We start from the raw sequence: 16927 nt of genomic DNA, 5'->3' as shown, positions 1-16927 counted from the left end.
ATGCCCCCGAGACGCTTGTCATCCCATCAACCCCAAACCATAAAAACCGGAAACTCTCTTTTTGAGTGGTAACAAAAAGGGGGGCATGTCACACGACATCCTGGCCTTCTTGTTCACGACAACATTTTCGATGTAGATGACGATACGCTAAAGAGAAGCTTGGAGTTCGTTTTCACAAAATCTGTATTCGACGACGATCAACAATATATACTTACCTTAAATACTGATCGTCTAGGTCGCCTAAATGATGAGCCGTGGCACGATGATCTTGAAGGAAATATTGTCGCGTCGTTTACGAAAAGCCATCGTTTTCTCAAGACAAACTATCAAGAAATTATCTAGAAACCTTCTTGTCGAAATAGAACTTCCTAATTCACATCTGGATCTAGGAAGGAAAATTTCAGACCTCTGCTCTCACGTCTCTCCTTGTAACTGTCGTCCTCGTCAACGTCACTGTCGCTTTCCTTGCCATCAAACGAACATTGAGTTACCTTCACAAACTTATTGTCACGACATCAGGCCTCCTGTGCCTCAGCCGCAGTCGTCATATCTAACCTTACCTCGTCGTCCAGTGTTTTCCCTCTGGCAAGTCGGCGCCCGACCGCTTCGATGAACCCGTCATACCGCTCTCGCCCCTTGCTCTGCGCTGCCGCAAGCGCCGCGTCTGGTAACGGCGGCGTGCTGGTGAGCCAGAAGCGCACGAACACGGCCAGTGATTCATTGGAGATCGTGACCCGTCGTTCCATTCGCTCCAGTTGCCGCGCCATCCGGTCCAGCCGCCGGGCCAACGCCGCCTCCAACCGTTCCGGGCCGTCCGGCGACAGGAACGATGCCAGCGCGGTCTCGACGATCAACGCCTGCGGCACTTTCTTGCGGACGGCGTAATCGGCCAATTTTGTGCTGAGATCAGCAGGCAGCCGGATCGTATGCTTGATCCGCATGGCAGTTACAGCCCCATCCGATCGCCGGGATCGAGCGACACCTGCCGCGCGAGAACCTGCTCACCGCGCCGAAGGGTCTGCGCCCGTCTGGCATCGTCCTCCGGTTCCTCGTCGGGCGGATCGAACTCATGCACCGGCTTTCTCGGTGCCTGCACCACCTCCTCCTGTTCCGGCAATTCCGGCTCACGGCGGATGCCGGCATTGGCGGGATCATCATCTGCATTGCTGGCAGGCAGCGGCTGGACCACATCGGCCCAGTCCCCTGACGGCTGCGGTCCGATGGGCGGCGTTCCTTCGGGGGCTGAAGGTGGCTCGAACCGGGGTGACAGGAGGATGCGCGCGGCCAGTTCGGCATCCTCAAAATACCGCGCCTTACGCGCCCGGATCGGCGGGCAGCCGGACACCAGCACCAGTTCCTCGTCAGGGGGAAGCTGCATGATCTCGCCGGGTGTCAGCAGCGGTCGCGCGGTCTCGTGGCGCGTCACCATCAGATGTCCGAGCCACGGCGACAGCCGATGCCCGGCATAATTCTTCGCGTCACGGATCTCTGTCGCGGTGCCCAGCGCGTCCGATACCCGTTTGGCGGTCCGTTCGTCATTGGTCGCAAAGCTGACCCGGACATGGCAGTTGTCGAGGATCGAGTTGTTCTGGCCATAGGCTTTCTCGATCTGGTTCAGGCTCTGGCCAATCAGGAAGCTCTTGATGCCATAGCCCGCCATGAAGGCCAGCGCACTCTCGAAGAAATCCAGCCGCCCCAGCGCCGGGAATTCATCGAGCATCAACAGTAGCCGATGCCGCCGCTTCGCCTCCAGTTCCTCGGTCAGCCGGCGGCCGATCTGGTTGAGCACCAGCCGCACCAGCGGCTTGGTGCGGCTGATGTCCGAGGGCGGAACCACCAGATACAGCGTCGCCGGATGGGTGCCGGCGACAAGATCGCGGATCCGCCAGTCACAGCGCCGGGTCACATGGGCTACCACCGGATCGCGATAGAGGCCGAGGAACGACATGGCGGTGGACAGCACGCCCGAGCGCTCGTTGTCGCTCTTGTTGAGCAGTTCCCGCGCCGAACTGGCGACCACCGGATGGACACCTTTTTTGCCGAGATGCGGCGTGGTCATCATGGCGCGCAGGGTGGTCTCGATCGCCCGTTTGGGGTCGGAGAGGAAATTGGCGACCCCGGCCAGGGTCTTGTCCTCCTCCGCGTAGAGGACATGCAGGATGGTACCGACCAGCAGGGCGTGGCTGGTCTTTTCCCAATGGTTCCGCTTCTCCAGGGCACCCTCGGGATCGACCAGCACGTCAGCGATGTTCTGCACATCGCGGACTTCGCGCTCGCCGCGCCGCACCTCCAGCAACGGATTGTAGGCGGCGCTGGCCAGATTGGTCGGATCGAACAGCAGCACCCGACCGAAACGCGAGCGCCAGCCGGCGGTCAGCGTCCAGTTCTCTCCCTTGATGTCATGGACGATGGCGGAGCCCGGCCAGGTCAGCAGCGTCGGCACAACCAGCCCGACGCCCTTGCCCGAGCGGGTCGGCGCAAAGCACAGCACATGCTCCGGTCCGTCATGACGGAGATAGGCGTCGGCCGAGCGGCCCAGCACCACCCCATCGGGGGCAAGCAGCCCGGCGCGACGGATCTCGCGCGGCTCGGCCCAGTGCGCCGAGCCATAAGTGGTGGCGCGTTTCTTCTCTCGGGCACGCCACACCGCCATCGTAATCGCGACGATAACGGCGGCGATCCCGCCCGATGCCGCGATGTAACCGCCGGTGGTGAAGATATCCGGGGCATAAGCGTCATAGGCGAACCACCACCAGAAGAACTCCGGCGGGTAATAAACCGGCCAGCCGAGCAGCGTGACCCACGGCGCACCAAGCTGCGGCTGGAAGCCGAGCCGCCAGGCAGTCCACTGCGTTGCGGCCCAGGTAAAAGCGAGGATCACGGTGCTGACGGCGCACACCGATCCCCAGAGGATCTTGGTCTGGTTCATGACAGGAACCGACCAGACGGCTCGATGTCCCGATATTCAAGGCCTAATTGAAGCGCTTTGGGTCGCCGGACGGGAGGGGATAATAAACGGACGGTTTCCGGACGACCTTCACGGCGGCAAGAATATCGAGAATCGTGCGCTTGCTGACGCCGCTTCGCTCGCCCTGTTCCAGCAATCCGACAAGCGTCCACTCGTTTTGATGATTGGTGGGATAATGGATCGATGGCGCCTTATTTCGCCTTGTCATGCTGGGAAACTCCGATCGCCATGTCGTCGCATGTGGAGAAGAACCCGGTACGGTAAAGATGCCTCCGCTTGAGGATCGCACCCGCATTCTGATCGTCGTGAGGGCGTCGATGTTCATCGTCATTGACGACCGCTGCGCGCGACCCCACGGCCCTGACTTTACGAGTCAAATATCTGCGGCAGATCCCGTGCGCCATGAAGCACGCGGACGATGCGTACCTCGTCGACCAGTTCACGGAAGAACAGCAGATAACGGCCGTGAACAATGACCCTCAATCCGGGGCTGATCTCATCGCGCGCCGGAAAGCTCCCAGGATGTTCTGCCGCGACCGCGGCCTTCGCTTCCAGTTCAGCAACGAAGCTCATGGCCCGCTCGGGATTGTCCTCGGCGATATAGAGCGCGATCTCCAGAAGGTCGGCACGCGCGGCCGGAGCGAAGCCGAGCCGTTTCATCCCTGCGCGCGGCGGCGGGCGATCACGTCGCGCAATTCGGCAAAGACGGTCTCGGCCGGAATGCTCGACCCGCTCTCATCACCAAGCCGGATTGCCTCCCGCAGGGCATTGAGATCGCGGCGGTCGGTATCACGACGACGCATCCATTCGCGCAATGCCTCGCGCACCACCTCGCTGGTCGAGGCATATTCGCCACCGTCGACGGACTGGCGCAGGATCGCGGCCATTTCGGACGGCACGGTGATGGTCATACGTTCAATCGTGGACATGAGCCGGCTCCTTTCAGATGAGCATACTTCATCATACTTATGAATCAGCCACTTTGTCAGCCGAAAATCCGCCGGCAGGCCACCCGCCATCAAATACCCAGCCCCCGCTTGCGCCCGAAATTCCAGTCCACCGCTCCGCCCGGCAACAGGGTGCCGGAAACCTGCCGTCCGAGCTTCTGCTCCAGCGCCGGGCGCCACGGCACTAGCTGGAAGCCCAGCCCGTCATCGACCATCGCGAACCGTCCCGAAGACAGGGCCACCCGCTGGCGATAGACACCCGAGACAATCTCGCCGTCCTTCGCGGGCCGGTGCTCCAGCCCGGTCTGCGCCGCCAATCTGGCCGCCGTCTGATCCAGATCACGCTGGCGCAGGGTGCCGATCAGGTCAGGCGCGAACACCACGCGCTCGCCCTGCCGCCGGGCCAGCCCCTCGGAGGCAAGATGATCGATCCGCTGGGCCATCGCCGCGCGAACCTCCGCGCCGAAGCCCGCATTGGCCAGTGCCGGCTCTTTTGCGAGTAACTGGCGATCTAGCCAGGTTGCACCGGGTGCCGTCACCTGTTCGGCCAGCGTGAAATCCGAGCGGGTTGCCAGTGACAGACGCTGCTTACCTTTGGCATCCTCCCAGGTCCGGGTCTCAACGATCGCACCAGCCTTGGCATCTCCGGTTAGCTCCAGATCCGGGAAGCGGAGATGATGCGTCCGCCCGTCAGTGCCGGCGATGACCACGTAGCCGGAGCCCTTCAACTCGTCATCCAGTCCGCGCTCGACCAGCCGGCCGATGACGGGATCGGCCGGCGCCTCGCCGTGGATCGCGAAGCCCGCCACATCGGGTTCCATCCCGCCACCGGACATGGCACGGTGCATGGTCCTGATGATGTCGCCCCGGATGGAGAGATCGCGCAGCGTCGCCTCCAGCCCCGGCTTGAGGGTCCAGCGCGCCACCCCGACCGGTTCGGCGAGACCGAGCCCTTCCAGCTTGGTCGCCCGGCCGACCAGCAGGCGGCGCAGTTCCGGATCTTCTGCACCCGCGCCCGGCCGCAGATCGACGATGCCGCCGCCCTCATCGCTGATGTCCTGCAACGGGCGATCGAGACTGGTCCAACGGTCGGCGCCGATCTCGGTCTCCAGGGCGGTGCGGATTTCCTGCTCGCTGCGCGGACCCAGCTCTAGCGTCACGCGCTCGGCGGCGCGATCGCGTAGCCCCTGGCTGATATAGGCGCGGCTGATCACCAGATCCTTGCCGTCATCGGCCACCCCGCGTACCAGGATATGGACGTGCGGATTGTCGGTGTTCCAGTGATCCACCCCGACCCAGTCCAGCTTGGTGCCGAGGTCGCGCTCCATGTCCTGCAGCAGTTCCCGCGCGAAGCCCCGCAGGTCTTCCATCCGCGCCGCGTCCTCGGGCGAGACGATGAAGCGGAAATGGTGGCGGTCGTCCGCACAGCGTTCCGCGAAGGCCTTGCTGTCCGCTTCCTCTGAACCGGCATCGAACAGATGGGCCTTGGCCCCGTCGCGGGTCACGCCCTCGCGTCTGAGATAGGCGATGTGCCGGGCGAGAGGCGCGGACCGAAACCGCGTCCCCTGCTGGCGGACCACCCGCGCTTTGACCACGACCCGACGGGCATTGCTGCGCAGTCGCATGGACAGGGCCGCGCGTCGGCCGCGCCCGAAACGGGAACCACCGCCGCCTCCCCTGCCCTTCGCGCCGAACCGGGTGCCGGTATGACCGGCCTTCTTCGCGGCACGCATGACCTCACCGACGAAGGATTTCGGACGCGCGCCCCTATTGCCATGCTGGATGCGTCCGGGTCGGACGTTCAGGCCGTCATCGCGCGTCGCCATGGCCCGCTTTCCGCTTCGATGTGCACCTGACGGCGCCCGGATCGTTGAAAAGATTAGGAAAACTGCCCGGACAGCCGCAGGCGGCTGATGGTGAGAGGCCAAATTCCCCAATCAAAACAACCACATACAGCCCCGGACGGGCGCTGCTTTTACCTTGCCGTCCTTCTGTCTGTTGCCTGTCTCCCCCCGGCACCCCATCCCCAAGGCACCCACAGCCCGCCAGCACCCGATGGACCGGAACGGGGGTCATCGACGTGTTTCCCCATGTCCCGACGAGATGAACAGACCGGCCGATTGCGGGGCAAGCGCCGTCCAGTCGCTCGGGCGGGCGTCGTCGGCATGCACCAGATTATGTACGCTCCCGACATGCCGGGGGGCATTTTCTGTGCGCAGGAATGACGCCGGAAAGAGGGAGGAAACCTGCCAGGATGGTGCCGCCGAAGCGCCGATCGCGATGTCATCGGCAAGCGGAAGAGCCAGGCGCGCGCTGACCGACGCGACGTAGTTCCGCGTCTCGGCAGGCAACGGTCGGCCGGTTGCCAGATGCTCGTCATAGCGCGCGGGACCGGCATTGTAGGCGGCAAGAAACCCGGCCTCGCCGTAGCGGTCCCGCATCCAGCGCAGATAGATCGCTCCGGCCAGAATGTTATCGTGCGGGTCGAACGGATCGTCGCCAAGGCCGAGCGACGTGCGCAGGCTGGACCATGTGCCGGGCATCACCTGCATGAGCCCCATCGCACCCGCCGATGACACCGCCCGCGCATCACCTCGGCTCTCCACATGCAGGACGGCAGCAATCCATGACGCTGGAATCTGCGCGCGTGTGGCTGCTTCCGCGATCATGTCGGCGTAGGGATCGGCGACCGCGACATGCTCCGGTATCGTCATCGAAGCGACGATCGGAAGCACGACACCGAGCAGCCGGAGTGCCGATTTACCGCCGATCATCGCGCTTCACCGGACGGTTCCAGACCAGATGAAAGGCACGCCCCTGACGGTCGGACTGGAACAGGTTGGCGCGGATCGGCTGCGCCAGCGTGGGGTCATCGAGAACGAGCGAGAGGTAGGTGCCCGCCTTCTCGCCGGTGCGTTTCCAGCCGGCACCAATCTCCGGCCCAGCGTCGGCGTCGCCGAGATGGACGCGATAGTCGGGCGCATGCTCGACGTCCGACGATGTCGCCGGCACGATCGTCAGTTCGACGTCGAGAGCGAGCGTGCGCAGGCGACCGGCGAAGCCGTCAGAAGTGCGCGTGAAAGTTCCGATCTGAGCCATGTCAGCCTCATTTCTGCTTGAGGTTGGGAGAAATTGGTGATGGCGCGAGCCACAGCGGCTGCGCGCGGCCGAGCACGGTGTCGACCGGCAGGACGCCGAAATAGCGACCGTCGAGACTGGTCGGGACTGCCGGGTTCATGACGAAAATCTGGCCGGGCAGGACATGCCGGCAGCCCTGCCAGACCGGCAGCGGACGGCCGCGATGATCGCGGGGCAACGCATTGCCGAGCACCATGCCATCGACGGTGACAGCAGCGCCGATCCGGCAGACCAATTGCCCTGGTAGTGCCGCGACCGGCTTGAGCAACGGCACACCGAAGGGCATATAACCACCGCGCGCCAGCGTTCCGGCGACGTCGGCAGGCGGCCGGATCGCGATCAGGTCGCCGACATGCAGGGTGCTTACCGATTGCAGGCGATACAGCCCAACCGGCGTGCTGGCGGTGACGTTCCAGATCAGCCGGGGCGCCGGATGGATCACCAATGACGTGCCAGCACCGAGCATTGCGAAATAGGTGGTGAAGAACCAGCCGAAGCGCGTCATGATACCGCCCTCCGGCGCAGCCAGGCTTGATGGCGGTCGCGCGTGTAGGGGCGTGACGCCTGTCCGGCGAGCATCCGGTTGTGCAGATGCCGCCAATGGTCGGGGGCCACATCGACGGGGTCGATGCCGATGGCTTCGATATGATCGACGGCTTCGAGCACCAGGCGGACCTTCGGCCAGCCGCTCTGGCGCAGCAGGCTCTCGCCACCGGGGCGCACGAACGGTACCGTCTGATAGGGCTCGCCGGGACGGGTGACGCGCACGATGTCGATGCAGGACACCACCGTGCCGTAATCGTTCGCCGCCCAGCGCAGAAAGGCGAACACGGTGTCCGGCGGAAAGCTCAGTATCCGCCGCCGACGATCGAGAATCTGCTCATGGGCGACAGAGCCGAAGCGGATCCAGTGCTCGATGCGCTTCTCGATCCAGGTCAGTTCGACATGAGCGAGGGTGTCGTTCATGGCACATCTCCAGAAGTATCGGGGAACTCACGGATCAGCAGCGCGCGCAGCATGTCGGCGACCGTGATGCCGCGCTGGAACGCCGCGACCTTGAGCCGTCCGCGCAGCGCCGGCGTGACGTCGATGGTCAGCCGGGCGGTAAAGCGGTTGGTGGTCGCAGGCTTCTCCGGCGCCCTGACCCAGCGTTCAGGATCGGCAGGACGCGCCGCGAAGCCGGGCGGCGTGCGATGTTCCGTCATGGCGAAATTCCTTCGCCGAGCGGCAGCACGGAGGCGATGCGGTCGCGCGCCTTCTGCGCCATCACCGGATCAATCTCGCAGCCGACATAGCGCCGGCCAGCCAATCGACAGGCGACACCGGCCGCGCCCGATCCGGCAAACCAGTCACCCACCAGACCGCCCGGTGGGCAGCTCGTGCGGATCAGGATTTCCAGCAGGGCAACCGGTTTCTCGGTCGGATGAATGGCGCGGCCATGCGTATTTCGGACCGGAATCACGGAGCGCATCAGGCGAGGGCCGCCATCCTCGCTGACATAATGGCCGGCATCGATCCGGCCCATGTGGGGCGGCCGGTGTTTCCGCCGCACCGTGCGCGCCCGCGCATCGGGCGTGGTCGGGACCGCGTTGTAGACGGCCCGCCAGGCCGTATCCTCGCGATAGAACTGGACGATCAGTTCATGTACGCGCCGGAAGCGATCGGCATGGAAGCTGGAACCATTCTGCTTCTCCCAGACCAGTTCCTGGGCATATTTCCAGCCAGCGTTCCGGAATGCCGCGTTGGATGCAAGGAAACTCCGCAGCGAGCCGAAGACCCAGAGCGAGCCGCTGGGTTTCAGGGCCGCGAGTGCCTTGCCCGGCCAGTCCACCACGCGCCGGTCCCAGGCGAGCGACGTATCGCCATAGGGGGGATCGACCAGGATCATGTCGTAGGGACCATGCCAGGGCATCAGGAGCGCACTGTCGCCGGTCAGAAGGGTCATGGCACCAGCCCCCCGATCTCAGCCGTCATAGCGGCGATTTCACGGGCGGCAATCCCATGCGGGCGCAGGTCGCAGACCAGGCGGCCGGTGCGCGCGGCATCGGCGAAGGCGACACGCTGGCCGATCCGCGCCATGAGCGCCGCTGGCTCATGTCCCACCAACGCCAGCCGGGTTTCGCGGGCGATGACCGTGCGTGCGGCACAACGGTTCAACACGAAGCGGGCCAGCAGGTCGGGACGGAAGAGCCGCGCCTCCTCCAGAATCCGCAGCATCTCGGCCGAGGCCCAGCCGTCGAAGGGCGAGGGCTGGGCGGGAAGCAGCACCAAGTCGGCGGCCAGCAGGGCCGAGCGCAGCAATGCCGCCACCCGCGGCGGACCGTCGATGACGACGTGATCCGCCCCCTGAGCCAGTTGGGGCGCCTCGTGGTGAAGTGTGTCGCGTGCGAGGCCGGTCACGCCGAACAGCCGGGGCAGTCCTTCCCGCGCGCGCTGCGCCGACCAGTCCAGCGCCGAGCCCTGCGGGTCAGCATCGATGACCGTCACGCGCCGGCCTTCCCGAGCCCATTGGCCCGCGAGATGCAGCGCCAGCGTCGTCTTGCCGACGCCGCCCTTCTGGTTGAGAAGGGCCACGATCATGACCCCTCTCCGGGGCTTATCCACGGATCGGCAGGGGGGCCAACATCCTTAAAGTTAGACTCTTTTAAGTTAGATTCTAAGTTAAGGGTGCCATAACCGTTTGATTCAACGTCGTGATTCGGCGTTTTCCGCAAACGATAGCACGGATGCCGTGGCAGTGATGGCACGGATAAATCCACAACTGATAGCACGGATGAATTCACAGCCTGTCCACAGGTACCTGTGGATAATTTGACAGGCGCGAAGGCCAGCGAGTCATTGCCGTTACGGTCGGGGCGCACCGACAGCCGATAGCCGGCAAAGGGCTGCCGTTTCGCCATCTCGCGCAGTTCGAAGGCAAAGCGGCGATAGGGGGAAAGGCTGGCGGATTTTTCGTAGAGATGGCGAAGGCCGAAGGCCCAGCCCGCGCGCTGACGACCACCATGCTTGCGCACGATGCGATAGAGCCAGCGCTCCAGACCGCCGGTGAGGTTAAAATAGGCCGGATCGATGGTCAGAACGAGCGCGTCATCGAGCACCGCCTGGTAGAACCAGTCGGGCAGGATCAGTTCGATCACGCGGGTGCGGCCTTCCCGCGCGGTATGTCGCTTCCATTCGTTGATCCAGGAAAAGCGGTGCAGTTGCCCCTTGCCGGTCTGCCGCAGCGAGGTCTTGATCGTGGTGGATTGCAGCCGGTCGAAGGTCGCTTCCAGCCGCTCGTAATCCCGCGCGCTGTCGCCCCGGCCGATGAAAGTCAGGATCTCGCGCGGGCTGGCCACCATCAGCCGCGACGTGCGCCGACCGGCGTCGCGCGCGGCAACAAGATGACTGGCGGCCCAGATCAGCACGTCGGCATCCCAGATCGTGGCCATGCCATGTTCGGCGGAAGCCTCGACCCGGATGGTGACATCCGGGGTCCGGTAATCGATCGGGACCATGCGGGGAGATTTGGCGAGGCTGAAGAACGGGAACGCCATCAGATCCTGGGCGTCGCGAGGCGCAAAATCTCCCGCAATCGCATGGAAGAGTTCCAGTTGCTCGCGCTCCGAACGCGCCCTGCCGATCGGGGACATCAGCGGCGGTTCCCACGTGAGGTCGGCGATGTCGGCGGGATCAGCGGGCTTTGCCGCGCAGCAGCCGACACGGTGCCGGCGGTGGTGTCCGAGGTGTGGGCGCGTGCCCCGCTCTCGACCCAGGCCTGTAGTTCATCGACCCGATAGACCACACGACCGCCGAGCTTCGAATAGCGCGGGCCGGTGCCGTAGATCCGGTGTTTTTCCAGGGTGCGAATGGAAAGCCCGACGAAGCGCGAAGCGTCGGGCGTGCGCAGATAGCGCGGCGGCAGGTCGCTGTAATTGGCGGACATGATGTGGCTCCGTGATCGCTGTCTGGGGCCGCAGGACAAATGCGGCCAGCAAGGATCAGCGTGGCGGAGCGGGTAGGTTCGGAACTAGGACCGATCTCGCAGAGGCATGAGATCGGTCCGTGACAGGTGAAAAATCACGGTATGCCTACCGCGAATATAAGTCATATTGGAAGTATTTAATAAATATAATTTATAAAAATAAATAACAATTCATTAAATTATTATATTTATAAATAACAATTATTTACGATATCCAAGGTCTCCTGGATACCAGACGATCCGCCTTGTACTATTCTTGCAATAGGAACTCCACATGGTGCATCATTCCTGACTCCATCAATGTTTCGTATAAAATTTTTATCTGCAGATATAACCAAGTCAGCTTCACAGAGATAGACGGACAACGCTGCATCAGCAGGCGTCCCAGGTGTTACTTTTTGTACGGACTGCAGCATTTCGAAAGCATAGTGTAACCAGAAGCATTTCATCTGTTTTTCATTGACTTCTCGCAACCAAAAACGATTCCACGATGCCAAAGAAAACTGCATCCGATCAAAATCAAGAAAAGGCGTTAACCATTCACCAAGAGGGTGTTCAGGATATGCCAGCGCTCTTGTTACAGAAGCCCACGAACGTATCCTCCAGCATTGAATAGGTTCATCTGTGATCCCTTCGGGCAAAGGGGCTGGAAATGTTCCCTCACAATTTTTGAGTGAACCAATATCACGAATGCCTTGCTCCTTACTTAGGCTTCGTTGATCAGCATAATCTTTCCTTGCCATTTCGAGTAAATTACGGGGCCATCCACCATCCTCCCGTAATGCATTTCTAAGTAATTCCGAACGATAACGTGCTCGCTCCCAGAATCCTCTGGTCTTTCGCGTCCAATCATAACGTAGCTTATGGAAGCGTTGAGTTTTGGGTTCATGACGGAGCCACTCGGGTCGCAACCGCTTAACTTCTGAAATAATTTCCTGAGATAAAGTGTAAGCCTCTGGCATTAGGCGTGTCCAAGTGGGCATAGTAAGTAACCTTACTAATCGACGACGATACTCATCAGCGGGGGTTGCTAGAGCTTCAAAAAGAATTAGTGGTGGAACGACAATAATATTATTGGTACGTTTAATAGCCCGGTGCAAATCAGGACCTACGTCAGCTTTAGCGAACTCACTCCAAATGTTTGTATCCAGCATGATGCGTATAGGTGATTTCCTATCAATCCGATTTGGCATGTTTAAATTTTCTCCTAATGTTAAAATCAAACCTATGTTTTTAAATAAAGTATTTGTATATTATACATTGTATTTCTCATTCATGTTATTTCAGTAGACAAATAAATACTGGAAACGGAAAATCGACGCTCCATGGTAGCGCGACAACCACGTCGCATCATGTTGACCGAAGTGAAACAAGCGAAATTACCACTTAGACGGATGCCGGATAAAGCCTACGGGCAACCCGCTCCATGGTCAGTCCCTGCACGATGATGGTGAACACGACGACGCCGTAACAGACCGGCAACAACAGGTCGCGCAAGTCTCCGGGTGGCAATCCCAGTGCCAGCGAAACCGAGATGCCGCCACGCAGACCACCCCAGGTCAGGATCCCAAGAACCCGGCCCTGTTCCCATTGCCTGAGATGAACCGGAAGCGTTGAAAACAGCACGCTCAATGCCCGCACGGCAATGGACAGCGGGATCACGGCAAGTGTCGCCAGCACCGTAAACAGATGCGGCGTGATCTCCAGGATTTCAAAGCCGATCAGCATGAACAGCAGGACGTTCAGCACCTCGTCAATGAGTGTCCATGCGACGTCGAGTTCCTTTCGGGATGCCTCATCGAAAACGGAATGGCTATAGCTTGTTCCAAAGCACAGTCCCGCCACTACGACGGCAATAGCCCCCGACATGCCAAGTTGGTTGGCAATGCTGAAGGTTCCGGTCGCCAGAGCCAGCGACGTCAGTAGATCGATATGCGAATCCCGCTGTCCCTTAAGCACATGGAGCGCAATCCATCCGGTCAGTGCGCCCAGCAGACCGCCACCAATCGCCTCGCGGCAAAAGCTCAGAGCAATCTCGGAGGCGGTAACTCCCAGACTGTCCCCGGTCGCCAGTCCGATCGTGACGCCGAAAATCACCACGCCCACGCCATCGTTGAACAGGCTTTCACCTGCAAAAACAGCCTGAAGTGGTCCCGGCAAACCCAGACGTTTCAGCATTCCCACAACTGAAACCGGGTCCGTAGGCGCGAGAATGGCACCGAGCACAATGCACCATGCAAAAGGAATGGCGTGGCCCAACAGGGGGAAGACGTACCATGCCGCGATCGCCAGAAAGGCAACGGCCAGAACGGTTCCCAAAACAGAGAGGGCGGCCACAGAGGCAAGCTTTGCGCGCAGATGTCCAACGTTTACCTGTGTGGCCCCGGCAAACAGAAGCAGAGACAGCGCGCCATTCAGAAGGGCCGTGGGGAGCTTGATCGCTCCGAGCACAGACCGTGGGAGAGCCTGAAGGTCATAGGCCGGTATCAATGGATTCAGGATCATGACCAGCAGGGAAGCCAGCAGTGAGAAGACCAGCACGCCGATCGTCACAGGAAGGCGAAACGTGTGGTGATTGAGAATGCTGAATCCTGCCGAGATGGTCAGAAGCAGAGCGAGGAGGCTGATGGTATCCATGCCTTCACCGCTGGCCGTTGCCGTCCCCCACGTCAAGAAAAACCGGATGCTGGCTGCTTCTCGAAAGTCTTGATTGTCTGTGAAGTGGCACACGAAAGGACGAGTCGTCCTATCGCCCCCGGAATGGATGTAACAGCAAACGCCGGTATTCTCCGTCGCGCAGCGCCCGCGCAAAACGTACCAGCCGTTTCATGCGGAAATGCAGATCGTGCGAAAGCCAGTCCCCAGCGGAAACCTCCCGACCGAACAGAACGCCGGCGATCTCGCGCTGCGATACCCCGCTGTCCAGACCGTCAAGCGTACGGAGCGCCAGGATCAGCCTGCGGATGCGATCGGATGACAGGCGGGCCGGATCACGACCGGGACGCCGATCTATCAGCACGCGCCAGAGCCGCAAGGCGGCCTGGACGCGTACCTCGAACAATGCGTCGAACGGCAGCAACACGCCGACCGGAGCCCCGTCAGGCGGCAGGACGTACAGGCGCAGGATCGTCTCCCCCCGCTCGACCAGCACTTCTTCCGCCATGTCGGGCGGCAGTCCTGCCCGGGCGAGGGAGAGCGGACGAGACGCCGCGTCAGCCAGTGCTGTCGGCAGGGGGGCAACCGCAATCACGGCCGGCGATACCGCAACAGTCCAGAGGGCGGTGCGTGGATCGAGGGTCGTGAGGACACTCTCGAAATCGCAACCCCCAGCGCCGGGCGAAGGCGTCGGCGTCTGACGTGGACAGCGCGGCCCGGCGCGCGGCGCGCTGAAGGGCGGCACGATCGCGGATAAAGTCCCGATTGCGACTGACAAACTGCAAGGCAAAGGCAGGGGCGTCGAGCGACCGCAGGCCCTCGTACGCGCCCGCCGACCGCCAGTTGGCGCGGCTCATGGCGTCGTCTCCGATGCGTAACGGGTGGGAACAGGGCAAGCACTTGCTCGCGAGAGTATGCCAGACCGTCCCGTTGCCCGCTACGCCCCGGTCCTGCAACAGGTCTTGCAGGTCACGCAACGATTCAGGATGTCAGTGGGGCGCACCGCCGCGCAGGAGATGCTGGTAGCCATGCTCGGTCATCCAGTGCGCCCGCGCCAGATGACTGTGCCAGCAGCGGTAGACGCCCTCGGGGTCAACTGTGGCGTCGCGGTGCAGCACGATGCGAGCCACCTCGCGCCAGTCGGCGCCATCGGCCTCGGCGTCCAGCAGGCGGAGATAGGTGATGAGGTGCTGTTCGTCATAGCCGGTGAGACAGGACGCTTCCGGGGCGCTGTCGGCGACGGACGGGTCGAGCGGAGGCTGCTGCATGATGGTTCCGATCAGGTCGGAGAACGAACGCGACGCACCCTAGCCTGCCGCGTTTCGGTGCCGGAAGTCTCGTGAAGAAACATGACGCCGCGTCCTTGTCCGGACTCGATGAACAGGATGCCCGCCGCTTCCAGCGCGCGGCGGACCTGGTCGGTCGTGCCCTCATGAACGCCAAGACCGCGTTCGGATTCAAGGCGCTTGAGCGCGGTCAATGCTACGAGGGCCTTTTCAGCAAGCATCTCCTGTGTCCAGTTCAGGAGTGCCCGTGCCGCCCTTACTTGTCGGCCAGTGATCATTCATGATCACATCCGACACGCAAAGCCAGCACACCAGGAATACGACTATAATAGTCGTATTATGGATATTCAACACCGTTCTTTCAGGATGATGGCAAAGGGAAATCGGCGTCTGGCTTCCGATGGCACGGGCGACCATACGAAAAGACCCCCGCGCTATGCGGGGGCCGGCTCGTCGTGGCGCTCTGCCGCACATCGGGCAAGCGCCTCTTTGAGTTCGCGCTCGATCTCTCGGCGCTCGCGGCGGCTCAGGTGAAAGCTGGTCAGTTCGGCGCGCAGCATCTGGATATGGTCGTGGTGCGTGGTCATCGTCCTGCTCCTTTCGTTTCTCGAAGACAGGACGGACGGCTCATGCCGGGGCGGAGCGGGTCAGGGATCGCCGCAGGCGACCGGCTCGCCGGCGCGTGGGGGAGCCGATTTTGTTCGGCGTGCCCGAAGGGTACGTTGGGCAAAATTGGGGGGACCACGTGTCCTTGACGCGGTGCGCCCTCGTGCATGGTACAATGGGAAGGCTGAGGGAAAGCCTCTGTTCCTCCTGCGTCTCACGTCGGGCGACCAGCGCTGCCGCCCGCGCCCCGGAGGAGCACGTTGGAAAAGAAGCGCCGGAAGGCCCCGCCCGGGGAGACCGGGCGGGGTTGGTGGTGGGGAGCTTACTCCCCGTTCCGGCTGCGGGGCCGGGTCCAGATGAGGGTGTAGCCTTCCCCTTCCTCGTCGGTGAACAGGTTGGCGAAGATCGGGGCGGCGAAGGAGGGATCGTCCAGCTTCAGGCTCAGATAGGTGCGGCCTTCGTTGGAGCGGCGGGTCCATGCGGCCCCGAGTTCGACCCGTCCGAGGTAGACGCGGTAGTTGGGGGCGTTGTCGTTGGCCCGGCTGGTTTCCGCCACCAGACGGACGTTACGGGCCTGCAGGGCCAGGGTGACGATTTCGCCTTCGAAGCCTTCGCCCACCTTCTTGAAGGAACCGATGTTAGCCATTGTCGTATCTCCATGCTGTTATCGGGCCGCGACCACCGTGGCCTCGATGGCGATCGACCAGCCGGAGGCGAGCGGCAGAGCACCCTTCAGGGCCGCAGCGCAGCGGAGGACGGCAGGGCCGGAACTTTCTTGTCTCGCGAGGAATGACGGCGCAGCCGGCAGGGGAAGAAAGTTCTGGAACGCCGTTGCGGCCAGCCGATCGAGGCGCAGCCGGTCTTCGGCTAGATCAGCCATCCGACCGAGGCCATGGTGTGCGGACCCGCCAGCCTCATGGAGAGACGATGCCGGCATGACCGGTCCGACAGGTGGGGAACGTACGACACAGGAGGATATCGCGCTCGCCCGGTGCGACCGTCTTCCATGCTGGTCGCGCGGATCGCGGCTAGACACCCGCCCCCGACTGCTGCGTCCCTGCTGCGAACGGTTCGGGCCGCATCCTCTGGACCCGTCGTTCCAACGAAGGCTGGCCAGCCGGTTGCCCGCTGGACGATCCCTCCTTCGCCACGGCTGTTTCGACCTGTTCACCGACGAGGAAGGGGACCACCGCTCCCTCATCCATCGTCCCCGCCGCCGGAATGGGGAAAGAGGTCACACCCCGCACCCGATCTCTCCGGGTGGGGCCTTCCGGGGGCGCGGTCAATCCCGTTTGCTTCAACCGGCAGCGCAGGCAACAGGGAGCCCGACGGACAGTTCTGATCGATCGGTACTACGCGAAAA

General features: G+C 62.2%; 23 protein-coding genes and 2 pseudogenes. 1 reads left to right on the top strand and 24 read right to left on the bottom strand.

Annotation, left to right across the window (positions count from 1 at the left end):
* Positions 1-105: 105 nt before the first annotated feature.
* Positions 106-342, top strand: a pseudogene (locus PWM43_RS15465) (DUF2326 domain-containing protein); the annotation flags it as partial.
* Positions 343-515: 173 nt separating this feature from the next.
* Here PWM43_RS15465 and PWM43_RS14330 read toward each other — a convergent pair.
* The 24 genes and pseudogenes from PWM43_RS14330 to PWM43_RS14215 form a co-directional block, all read right to left on the bottom strand.
* Entirely contained in the window at positions 516-941 is a 426-nt protein-coding gene (locus tag PWM43_RS14330) for a CopG family transcriptional regulator (RefSeq protein ID WP_289843174.1), read from the bottom strand.
* 5 nt (positions 942-946) lie between these two features.
* Positions 947-2929: a conjugal transfer protein TraG gene (locus PWM43_RS14325; RefSeq protein ID WP_289843173.1), complete on the bottom strand. Its 1983-nt coding sequence runs from the start codon at positions 2927-2929 to the stop codon at positions 947-949.
* A gap of 43 nt (positions 2930-2972) precedes the next feature.
* The gene (locus PWM43_RS14320; RefSeq protein ID WP_289843172.1) at positions 2973-3176 is read right to left on the bottom strand and encodes a hypothetical protein; all 204 of its coding nucleotides are present in this window, start codon (positions 3174-3176) and stop codon (positions 2973-2975) included.
* 158 nt (positions 3177-3334) lie between these two features.
* Complete coding sequence (locus PWM43_RS14315) at positions 3335-3628, bottom strand: type II toxin-antitoxin system RelE/ParE family toxin (protein WP_289843171.1); 294 nt, start codon at positions 3626-3628, stop codon at positions 3335-3337.
* Positions 3625-3897 carry a type II toxin-antitoxin system ParD family antitoxin gene (locus tag PWM43_RS14310; protein WP_010668170.1) on the bottom strand — a complete coding sequence of 91 codons (273 nt, stop codon included), beginning with the start codon at positions 3895-3897 and terminating at the stop codon, positions 3625-3627. The genes PWM43_RS14315 and PWM43_RS14310 overlap by 4 nt, the downstream gene beginning before the upstream one ends.
* 89 nt (positions 3898-3986) lie before the next feature.
* Entirely contained in the window at positions 3987-5741 is a 1755-nt protein-coding gene (locus PWM43_RS14305; RefSeq protein ID WP_289843175.1) for a relaxase/mobilization nuclease domain-containing protein, read from the bottom strand.
* A 246-nt stretch (positions 5742-5987) separates the two neighbouring features.
* Complete coding sequence (locus PWM43_RS14300) at positions 5988-6689, bottom strand: lytic transglycosylase domain-containing protein (RefSeq protein WP_212376243.1); 702 nt, start codon at positions 6687-6689, stop codon at positions 5988-5990.
* Positions 6676-7014: a DUF736 domain-containing protein gene (locus PWM43_RS14295; protein WP_212376246.1), complete on the bottom strand. Its 339-nt coding sequence runs from the start codon at positions 7012-7014 to the stop codon at positions 6676-6678. The genes PWM43_RS14300 and PWM43_RS14295 overlap by 14 nt, the downstream gene beginning before the upstream one ends.
* Positions 7015-7021: 7 nt before the next feature.
* The gene (locus PWM43_RS14290) at positions 7022-7558 is read right to left on the bottom strand and encodes a S26 family signal peptidase (RefSeq protein ID WP_212376249.1); all 537 of its coding nucleotides are present in this window, start codon (positions 7556-7558) and stop codon (positions 7022-7024) included.
* On the bottom strand, positions 7555-8019 hold the full coding sequence (locus PWM43_RS14285; RefSeq protein ID WP_212376252.1) for a DUF2840 domain-containing protein: 465 nt from the start codon (positions 8017-8019) through the stop codon (positions 7555-7557). The genes PWM43_RS14290 and PWM43_RS14285 overlap by 4 nt, the downstream gene beginning before the upstream one ends.
* Positions 8016-8258, bottom strand: coding sequence for a ribbon-helix-helix protein (locus PWM43_RS14280; protein WP_212376255.1), 243 nt, complete (start codon positions 8256-8258; stop codon positions 8016-8018). Before PWM43_RS14280 ends, PWM43_RS14285 begins: the two co-directional genes overlap by 4 nt.
* The gene (locus PWM43_RS14275; RefSeq protein ID WP_212376258.1) at positions 8255-8998 is read right to left on the bottom strand and encodes a DNA-methyltransferase; all 744 of its coding nucleotides are present in this window, start codon (positions 8996-8998) and stop codon (positions 8255-8257) included. The genes PWM43_RS14280 and PWM43_RS14275 overlap by 4 nt, the downstream gene beginning before the upstream one ends.
* Positions 8995-9633: a ParA family partition ATPase gene (parA, locus tag PWM43_RS14270; protein ID WP_212376261.1), complete on the bottom strand. Its 639-nt coding sequence runs from the start codon at positions 9631-9633 to the stop codon at positions 8995-8997. The genes PWM43_RS14275 and parA overlap by 4 nt, the downstream gene beginning before the upstream one ends.
* Complete coding sequence (locus tag PWM43_RS14265) at positions 9630-10685, bottom strand: replication initiator protein A (protein WP_212376264.1); 1056 nt, start codon at positions 10683-10685, stop codon at positions 9630-9632. Before PWM43_RS14265 ends, parA begins: the two co-directional genes overlap by 4 nt.
* On the bottom strand, positions 10685-10978 hold the full coding sequence (locus PWM43_RS14260) for a helix-turn-helix transcriptional regulator (RefSeq protein ID WP_018307952.1): 294 nt from the start codon (positions 10976-10978) through the stop codon (positions 10685-10687). The genes PWM43_RS14265 and PWM43_RS14260 overlap by 1 nt, the downstream gene beginning before the upstream one ends.
* A 227-nt stretch (positions 10979-11205) precedes the next feature.
* Positions 11206-12210, bottom strand: coding sequence for a type II toxin-antitoxin system VapC family toxin (locus PWM43_RS14255; RefSeq protein ID WP_212376267.1), 1005 nt, complete (start codon positions 12208-12210; stop codon positions 11206-11208).
* A gap of 193 nt (positions 12211-12403) precedes the next feature.
* Entirely contained in the window at positions 12404-13654 is a 1251-nt protein-coding gene (locus tag PWM43_RS14250; RefSeq protein WP_289843170.1) for a cation:proton antiporter, read from the bottom strand.
* 109 nt (positions 13655-13763) lie between these two features.
* Positions 13764-14417, bottom strand: a complete 654-nt coding sequence (locus PWM43_RS14245; RefSeq protein WP_289843169.1) for a DUF2285 domain-containing protein — start codon at positions 14415-14417, stop codon at positions 13764-13766.
* Positions 14389-14529: pseudogene (locus PWM43_RS14240) on the bottom strand (transcriptional regulator domain-containing protein); the annotation flags it as partial. The gene PWM43_RS14245 and the pseudogene PWM43_RS14240, both read right to left, overlap by 29 nt.
* A gap of 132 nt (positions 14530-14661) precedes the next feature.
* Positions 14662-14940, bottom strand: a complete 279-nt coding sequence (locus PWM43_RS14235; protein WP_212376275.1) for a DNA -binding domain-containing protein — start codon at positions 14938-14940, stop codon at positions 14662-14664.
* 11 nt (positions 14941-14951) lie between these two features.
* Positions 14952-15179: an XRE family transcriptional regulator gene (locus PWM43_RS14230; RefSeq protein ID WP_456304283.1), complete on the bottom strand. Its 228-nt coding sequence runs from the start codon at positions 15177-15179 to the stop codon at positions 14952-14954.
* Positions 15180-15392: 213 nt separating this feature from the next.
* Complete coding sequence (locus PWM43_RS14225; protein WP_212376277.1) at positions 15393-15545, bottom strand: hypothetical protein; 153 nt, start codon at positions 15543-15545, stop codon at positions 15393-15395.
* Between the two features lie 341 nt (positions 15546-15886).
* Entirely contained in the window at positions 15887-16210 is a 324-nt protein-coding gene (locus PWM43_RS14220) for a DUF736 domain-containing protein (protein ID WP_166928337.1), read from the bottom strand.
* Between the two features lie 18 nt (positions 16211-16228).
* Positions 16229-16444: a hypothetical protein gene (locus PWM43_RS14215; protein ID WP_212376280.1), complete on the bottom strand. Its 216-nt coding sequence runs from the start codon at positions 16442-16444 to the stop codon at positions 16229-16231.
* Between the last annotated feature and the right edge of the window lie 483 nt (positions 16445-16927).

The sequence above is a fragment of the Brytella acorum genome, from assembly GCF_029309905.1.
Classification (GTDB): domain Bacteria; phylum Pseudomonadota; class Alphaproteobacteria; order Acetobacterales; family Acetobacteraceae; genus Brytella; species Brytella acorum.
Note: the sequence above shows the minus strand (reverse complement) of the source record. Positions and strands in the feature narration are given on the sequence as shown.

Coding starts and splice junctions, on each gene's coding strand:
- PWM43_RS14330 (WP_289843174.1), bottom strand. CDS start 941: ATGCGGATCAAGCATACGATCCGGCTGCCTGCTGATCTCAGCACAAAA.
- PWM43_RS14325 (WP_289843173.1), bottom strand. CDS start 2,929: ATGAACCAGACCAAGATCCTCTGGGGATCGGTGTGCGCCGTCAGCACC.
- PWM43_RS14320 (WP_289843172.1), bottom strand. CDS start 3,176: ATGACAAGGCGAAATAAGGCGCCATCGATCCATTATCCCACCAATCAT.
- PWM43_RS14315 (WP_289843171.1), bottom strand. CDS start 3,628: ATGAAACGGCTCGGCTTCGCTCCGGCCGCGCGTGCCGACCTTCTGGAG.
- PWM43_RS14310 (WP_010668170.1), bottom strand. CDS start 3,897: ATGTCCACGATTGAACGTATGACCATCACCGTGCCGTCCGAAATGGCC.
- PWM43_RS14305 (WP_289843175.1), bottom strand. CDS start 5,741: ATGGCGACGCGCGATGACGGCCTGAACGTCCGACCCGGACGCATCCAG.
- PWM43_RS14300 (WP_212376243.1), bottom strand. CDS start 6,689: ATGATCGGCGGTAAATCGGCACTCCGGCTGCTCGGTGTCGTGCTTCCG.
- PWM43_RS14295 (WP_212376246.1), bottom strand. CDS start 7,014: ATGGCTCAGATCGGAACTTTCACGCGCACTTCTGACGGCTTCGCCGGT.
- PWM43_RS14290 (WP_212376249.1), bottom strand. CDS start 7,558: ATGACGCGCTTCGGCTGGTTCTTCACCACCTATTTCGCAATGCTCGGT.
- PWM43_RS14285 (WP_212376252.1), bottom strand. CDS start 8,019: ATGAACGACACCCTCGCTCATGTCGAACTGACCTGGATCGAGAAGCGC.
- PWM43_RS14280 (WP_212376255.1), bottom strand. CDS start 8,258: ATGACGGAACATCGCACGCCGCCCGGCTTCGCGGCGCGTCCTGCCGAT.
- PWM43_RS14275 (WP_212376258.1), bottom strand. CDS start 8,998: ATGACCCTTCTGACCGGCGACAGTGCGCTCCTGATGCCCTGGCATGGT.
- parA (WP_212376261.1), bottom strand. CDS start 9,633: ATGATCGTGGCCCTTCTCAACCAGAAGGGCGGCGTCGGCAAGACGACG.
- PWM43_RS14265 (WP_212376264.1), bottom strand. CDS start 10,685: ATGTCCCCGATCGGCAGGGCGCGTTCGGAGCGCGAGCAACTGGAACTC.
- PWM43_RS14260 (WP_018307952.1), bottom strand. CDS start 10,978: ATGTCCGCCAATTACAGCGACCTGCCGCCGCGCTATCTGCGCACGCCC.
- PWM43_RS14255 (WP_212376267.1), bottom strand. CDS start 12,210: ATGCCAAATCGGATTGATAGGAAATCACCTATACGCATCATGCTGGAT.
- PWM43_RS14250 (WP_289843170.1), bottom strand. CDS start 13,654: ATGGATACCATCAGCCTCCTCGCTCTGCTTCTGACCATCTCGGCAGGA.
- PWM43_RS14235 (WP_212376275.1), bottom strand. CDS start 14,940: ATGCAGCAGCCTCCGCTCGACCCGTCCGTCGCCGACAGCGCCCCGGAA.
- PWM43_RS14230 (WP_456304283.1), bottom strand. CDS start 15,179: ATGCTTGCTGAAAAGGCCCTCGTAGCATTGACCGCGCTCAAGCGCCTT.
- PWM43_RS14225 (WP_212376277.1), bottom strand. CDS start 15,545: ATGACCACGCACCACGACCATATCCAGATGCTGCGCGCCGAACTGACC.
- PWM43_RS14220 (WP_166928337.1), bottom strand. CDS start 16,210: ATGGCTAACATCGGTTCCTTCAAGAAGGTGGGCGAAGGCTTCGAAGGC.
- PWM43_RS14215 (WP_212376280.1), bottom strand. CDS start 16,444: ATGGCTGATCTAGCCGAAGACCGGCTGCGCCTCGATCGGCTGGCCGCA.